We start from the raw sequence: 6,174 nt of genomic DNA, 5'->3' as shown, positions 1-6,174 counted from the left end.
AGTGGTATTAAACCCAATTTACTTTGAGTTTGATAAATCAAACATCACAGCAAAAGCAGCGTTTGAATTAGATAACTTAGTACAAGTAATGAACAAATACCCAGACATGGTTATAGAAGCAACGTCTCACACAGACTTTAGAGGTTCTGATAGCTACAACCAAGGTTTATCAGAAAGACGTGCGCAAACTACAAGACAGTACATTATCTCTAAAGGTATTGATGCTAGCAGAATATCTGCAACTGGTAAAGGTGAAACTGAGCCTGCTGTAGACTGTAACCCTTGTAGCAAAGAACAACACCAACTTAACAGAAGAAGCCAATTCTTGATTGTGAAAAAGTAAGGTTGAAAAATATAAAAAAAAGCCTAACTAAATTAGTTAGGCTTTTTTTATTTCCATGTTTTAAAAGGTTGATTACTTAATTGCGAATTATAATACCTAATATCTCCTGTTACTTCGTTTCCTAACCAATTAGGTTTTTCAAATGCTTCATCTTCGGTGTTAAGTTCTATTTCTGCTATAACTAAACCTTCATTATCACCAAAAAACTCATCAATTTCAAAGATGTGATTACCTGACTTAACCTCATATCTTATCTTATCAATAATTCCTTGTTTACACAATTTAAAAAGCTGTTCTGCATCTTCTTTACTAATCTCTTTTTCCCATTCAAACCTTGATAATCCATCGTTAGAAGAAGATCCTTTTATTGTCAAAAAGCCTTTTTCTCCTTTAAGCCTAACTCTAACCGTTCTTTCTTTATCTGTACTTAAAAAACCTTGTTTTATATGTGTTTTATTAAAAGCTTCATCTTTAAAAGCTTGAGATTTTACTAAAAACTTTCTTTCTATTTCAATCATAAAATTTGAAAATGCTATCTAATAACGTTAGTAATATTGTCTAAATTTACACTATGCAAAACGATTTACCAATAAGAAAAATTATTCATGTAGATATGGATGCTTTTTACGCATCTGTAGCGCAAATGGATAATCCCGATCTTAAAGGTAAACCAATTGCTGTTGGTGGCGGTAGTGCACGTGGTGTTATTAGTGCTGCAAGTTATGAGGCTAGAAAATTTGGAGTTAAAAGTGCTATGTCTGGTCAATTAGCAAAAAAACTGTGTCCTGATTTAATTTTTGTTAGAACAGATTTTGAACGTTATAAAGAAATTTCTAATAAAATTAGAGCCATATTTTTTGATTATACTGACTTAGTTGAACCTTTATCTTTAGATGAAGCTTACTTAGATGTGACTCAAAATAAAAAAGGAAACCCAAGTGCTTCTTTAATTGCTGAAGAAATTAGAAATCGAATTTATAATGAAGTTGGTTTAACAGCTTCTGCTGGAGTAAGTATTAATAAATTTGTTGCAAAAGTTGCTAGCGATTACAACAAACCTAACGGACAAAAAACGGTTAATCCTGAAGAAGTTTTAGATTTTTTAGAAGATTTAGATATTAGAAAGTTTTACGGAATAGGTAAAGTAACTGCCGAAAAAATGTATCAAAAAGGCATCTTTACTGGTAAAGATTTAAAATCAAAAACTCTAGAATATTTAGAGCAACATTTTGGCAAATCTGGTTCTTATTATTACTACATAGTTAGAGGAATACATAACAGCCAAGTAAAACCAAATAGAATAAGGAAAAGCCTTGCTGCAGAGCGTACATTTAGTAAAAACTTATCTTCAGAAATATTTATGCTTGAAAAATTAGAGCATATTGCTGAAGAAGTTTCTAAACGATTAAGTAAAAGTAAAGTTGCTGGTAAAACAGTAACTTTAAAGATTAAATACAGCGATTTTACACTGCAAACACGAAGTAAAACATTGCCCTATTTTTTTGCTGACAAGTCTGTAATTTTAGAAACCGCTAAAGATTTATTATATCAAGAAAAACTGAGCAATTCTGTACGTTTATTAGGTATTTCTTTATCTAATCTAAACACCGAACAAAACACTAAAAAAACAGAAGAAAAGAAGAGCGTTAGCGTACAATTAAAATTTGAATTTTAATAAAAAAACCAGCTTCTTAGTAAGAAACTGGTCTTTTAATATTTGTACTGTTATTGACTGCTCTTCGACTGCGCTCAGTACAGGCTTTTAGAAACTACAACTTTCTATTTCTGTTACTCTTAATGTATTTACCATTCCTTTCTCTTGAATTGGCATAGCTGCAAGACTAATTAGCATGTCTCCTACTTCTAAGAATCCCTTTTTACAAGCAATAGCGTTAACGTCTTCAATAGTTTCGTCTGTACTAACATATTTATCGTAATAAAATGCTGTAACACCCCAAAGTAAACTTAATTGAGTTAAAATACGACGGTTAGATGTAAATACTAAAATATGTGCTTTTGGTCGCCAAGCTGAAATTTGAAACGCTGTATAACCACTATTTGTTAATGTTGAAATGGCTTTTGCATCAATCTCATTAGCCATATTTGCTGCGTGATAACATATAGATTTAGTTATGTAACGCTTAGTGCGAATATGCGGTGGTGATTGTGGCACTTTAATTAAATCTGAGTCTTCAACACTTTTAATAATGTTAGACATTTGACGAATTACCTGAATAGGATATTGTCCTACACTAGTCTCACCAGATAACATTACCGCATCTGCTCCATCCATTACCGAGTTACCTACGTCATTTACTTCAGCACGTGTTGGTGTTAAACTATTAATCATAGTTTCCATCATTTGTGTAGCAATAATTACAGGTATTCTTGCTCTTTTTGCGCGTAATACTAATTGTTTTTGTACTAAAGGCACTTCTTCTGCAGGAATTTCTACACCCAAATCACCACGTGCTACCATTATACCATCACAGTAAGCAACAATTTTGTCAATGTTGGCTACACCTTCTGGCTTTTCAATTTTAGCAATGATAGGGATTTTATGTTCGCTATTTTTCTTTATTAACTCTTCAAGCTCCATTAAATCTTCTGCGTGTCTTACAAAAGAAAGCGCGATCCAATCTACACCTAGCTTACATGCAAAAATTGCATCTTCTACATCTTTTTCTGTTAACGCAGGTTGAGATATATTAGTATTAGGTAGGTTAACTCCTTTTTTAGATTTTAATGGTCCACCTTGTATTACTTTAGCTACAACTTCTTTTTTCTTATCTGTAGAAACAACTTCGAAGATAAGTTTACCATCATCTAAAAGAATTCTTTCTCCTGGTTTTGCATCTTGCGGAAAGTTGTTGTAAGTCATGTAAACACGTTCTTTTGTGCCTTCAAATCTTTCGCCTGTTGCAAAAATAATTTCGTCACCAGGATTTACAATTACCTCTTCTTTCATTACACCAACGCGTAATTTTGGACCTTGTAAATCTGCTAAAATAGAAGCATTGTAACCAAATTCTTCATTAAGTTCTCTTATCATTTTAACTCGCTCTTCTACGTCTTTATAATCTGCGTGAGAGAAGTTAATTCTAAATACGTTAGCACCTTCGTCTAACATTCCTTTTAATACCTCTTTACTACTTGTTGCTGGTCCTAAGGTTGCAACTATTTTGGTCTTTTTTCTTTTTGGCATTAGTTGAATATTAAGTTGTTTTTAGTTTTTAAAGTATTTACATCTATACTGTAAGCTGTAACTACTTGTGGTATTTTTAATAGTTTGTTTAGTATCAATTTTTCTTTGTTAAAAGTAAGATCTGTTTCTATCTTAAGCAGATAATTTACTTTTTTGTATTCCGGAAGCAAAAAATGTGTGGTTGAGCCAAAATTTTCGTCTCCAAAAAGTGAGTTAAGTTGCTGGTTTTGATCATGTTTTACTTTACAAATATTTGCTACAAGATGATAAGATATATGTTGTTGTTTTTCATCAAAATCGAATAACGCAAAAACAGAATTGTCTTTAGAAAAATGAACATCATCCTTATTTCGTTTAAGACGTATATCTAAAACTTGATTGATTAAAAAGGCTAATCTAAAATCTTCAATTGTACAATGAATTCCTATTAGACTAAACTGTTCTTCTTCAAAAAAATCGTCTAACAATAATTTTTTTACAGCCATCTTATTACTTAACTAACCGTAAATATAGTGTTTACACGCTTATTTTAAGCATGTTTTACGTATTCTTAACATGAAAAAATACGAAAACGTTGTAGTGTTTTGCCTATTTTTAAAGGTAAATTTTTTATAAAATAGCAGCTTTTGTTATCTGCTTTTGAAAAGCAAAAAAGGCTCTTTTAGATGCTTTTTCTTCTGCTTTTTTCTTTGAAGTTGCTCTTGCTTTTGAAACTACTTTATGATCTATAGATAATTTTACAGCAAAGTGTTTAACATCACTATTACCCGTGTCTTCATAGACATTGTAGTCAAAATGCTTTTTCTCTTTTTGGCACCATTCTATCAATAAACTCTTATAGCTAATCACCTTACCTTCAAGCGTTTCAATATCTACATAAGGTTCAATAATTCTGTCTTCAATAAATTTTTCGCAAGCTTTATAACCCTTATCTAAATAAATGGCTCCTACTAAAGCTTCAAAAAGATTACCATGAATATTATCTCCAAATTGTCCTTTAGGTATTTTACTTTCAACTAATTTAATTAAGCCTAAATCTTTACCCAATTCATTTAAATGCTCTCTACTTACAACTTTAGAACGCATTTTTGTTAAATAGCCTTCGTCACCACTTGGTACTTCGGTATATAGATAATGAGCTATAACAGCGCTAAGCATTGCGTCTCCTAAAAATTCTAAACGTTCATAATTTACAATATGCCCTTTACTATCTTTTATGTTCATAGAACGATGCGTAAAGGCAGTTTTGTAATGGTTTATGTTTTTAGGCTTAAAGTTTACAATTTTAGAAATAGACATAAAAAATTCCCCTTTGTCCTTAGACTGGGAATTAAATATGTTTTTAATGCGTTTCATGTAAATTTATGAACTAATCTATTTTCTTAAACAGCACGCAAGCGTTATGACCTCCAAATCCAAAAGTATTGCTCATCGCTACTTTGATGTCTCTTTTTTGAGGTTGGTTTAATGTTAAGTTTAGTTCTGGATCGATATTTTCATCGACAGTAGTATGATTAATTGTCGGAGGAACCGTACCATTTTCCATAGCCAAAATAGATGCAATAGCTTCTATAGCTCCTGCTGCACCTAATAAGTGACCTGTCATGGATTTTGTCGAATTAATATTAATGTTTTTAGCATGATCTCCAAAAACAGCTTTAATTGCTTTTAATTCGGCAACATCACCTAATGGTGTTGATGTTCCGTGAGTATTAATATGATCTACCTCTTCTGGTTTTATTCCAGCGTTTTCAAGGCAATTTTTCATAACAGCAATAACACCTATTCCATCAGGATGTGGAGCTGTCATGTGATATGCATCTGAAGATAATCCACCGCCAACAACTTCGGCATAAATTTTTGCGCCTCTAGCTTTTGCGTGCTCATATTCTTCTAATATTAATGCGCCTGCTCCTTCACCTAAAACAAATCCATCTCTAGTTGCATCAAAAGGTCTTGATGCTGTTTCTGGACTTTCGTTTCTAGTTGATAAAGCGTGCATAGAATTAAATCCACCCATTCCTGCAATAGTAACTGCTGCTTCGCTACCTCCGGTAACGATAACATCACAATGTCCTAAACGTATGTAGTTTAAGGCATCTATCATTGCATTGGCTGAAGATGCACATGCAGATACTGTAGTATAGTTAGGTCCCATAAATCCATTTTTAATAGAAATGTTACCTGGTGCTATATCTGCAATCATTTTTGGGATAAAGAAAGGATTAAATCTTGGTGTACCGTCTCCTGCTGCGTAGTTTAAAACTTCGTTTTGAAACGTTTCTAATCCACCAATTCCTGCTCCCCAAACAACGCCAACTCTAAGTTTGTTGACTTTGTCTAAATCAAGGTTTGAGTCCGCAATAGCCTCGTCTGACGCGACCATTGCGTACTGTGTAAACCTATCCATTTTTCGGGCTTCTTTTCTATCAAGAAAATCTGTTGCCACGAAGTTTTTTAACTCGCAAGCAAAGTTAGTTTTGAATTTTTCGGTATCAAAATACGTTATAGGCGCTGCACCACTTTTTCCATTAACAAGACCATTCCAGTACTCGTCTTTAGTGTTTCCTATTGGTGTTAGCGCACCTAAACCTGTAACTACTACTCGCTTAAGTTCCATAAATAT

General features: G+C 32.7%; 7 protein-coding genes. 2 read left to right on the top strand and 5 right to left on the bottom strand.

The annotated features are described in order from the left end of the window. Positions 1-343 (top strand): OmpA family protein (locus WA327_RS04660; RefSeq protein WP_336066963.1); only part of this gene is annotated, 343 nt, incomplete at its 5' end. 47 nt (positions 344-390) lie between these two features. On the opposite strand, the gene WA327_RS04655 is transcribed toward WA327_RS04660, so the two are convergent. Beyond that, positions 391-861: a CYTH domain-containing protein gene (locus WA327_RS04655; RefSeq protein ID WP_336066962.1), complete on the bottom strand. Its 471-nt coding sequence runs from the start codon at positions 859-861 to the stop codon at positions 391-393. Between the two features lie 53 nt (positions 862-914). Between WA327_RS04655 and dinB the strand changes: the two genes are divergently transcribed. Further along, positions 915-2,018 (top strand): DNA polymerase IV, encoded by a 1,104-nt coding sequence (gene dinB / locus WA327_RS04650; protein ID WP_336066961.1) that lies wholly within the window; start codon positions 915-917, stop codon positions 2,016-2,018. An 87-nt stretch (positions 2,019-2,105) separates the two neighbouring features. On the opposite strand, the gene pyk is transcribed toward dinB, so the two are convergent. From pyk to fabF, 4 genes are all read right to left on the bottom strand, one after another. Continuing rightward, positions 2,106-3,548, bottom strand: a complete 1,443-nt coding sequence (pyk, locus tag WA327_RS04645) for a pyruvate kinase (protein WP_336066960.1) — start codon at positions 3,546-3,548, stop codon at positions 2,106-2,108. Next, positions 3,548-4,033 (bottom strand): IPExxxVDY family protein, encoded by a 486-nt coding sequence (locus tag WA327_RS04640; protein ID WP_336066959.1) that lies wholly within the window; start codon positions 4,031-4,033, stop codon positions 3,548-3,550. The genes pyk and WA327_RS04640 overlap by 1 nt, the downstream gene beginning before the upstream one ends. A 124-nt stretch (positions 4,034-4,157) precedes the next feature. Then, a complete protein-coding gene (gene rnc / locus WA327_RS04635; RefSeq protein WP_336066958.1) occupies positions 4,158-4,904 on the bottom strand; it encodes a ribonuclease III in 747 nt (248 codons plus the stop codon). A gap of 13 nt (positions 4,905-4,917) precedes the next feature. Continuing rightward, a complete protein-coding gene (gene fabF, locus WA327_RS04630) occupies positions 4,918-6,168 on the bottom strand; it encodes a beta-ketoacyl-ACP synthase II (protein WP_336066957.1) in 1,251 nt (416 codons plus the stop codon). Positions 6,169-6,174 lie beyond the last annotated feature (6 nt).

This window comes from Mesoflavibacter sp. CH_XMU1404-2, from assembly GCF_037029465.1.
Taxonomy (GTDB): Bacteria; Bacteroidota; Bacteroidia; order Flavobacteriales; family Flavobacteriaceae; genus Mesoflavibacter.
The sequence above is the reverse complement of the archived record's forward strand: the minus strand, read 5'-3'. Positions and strand labels throughout refer to the sequence as shown.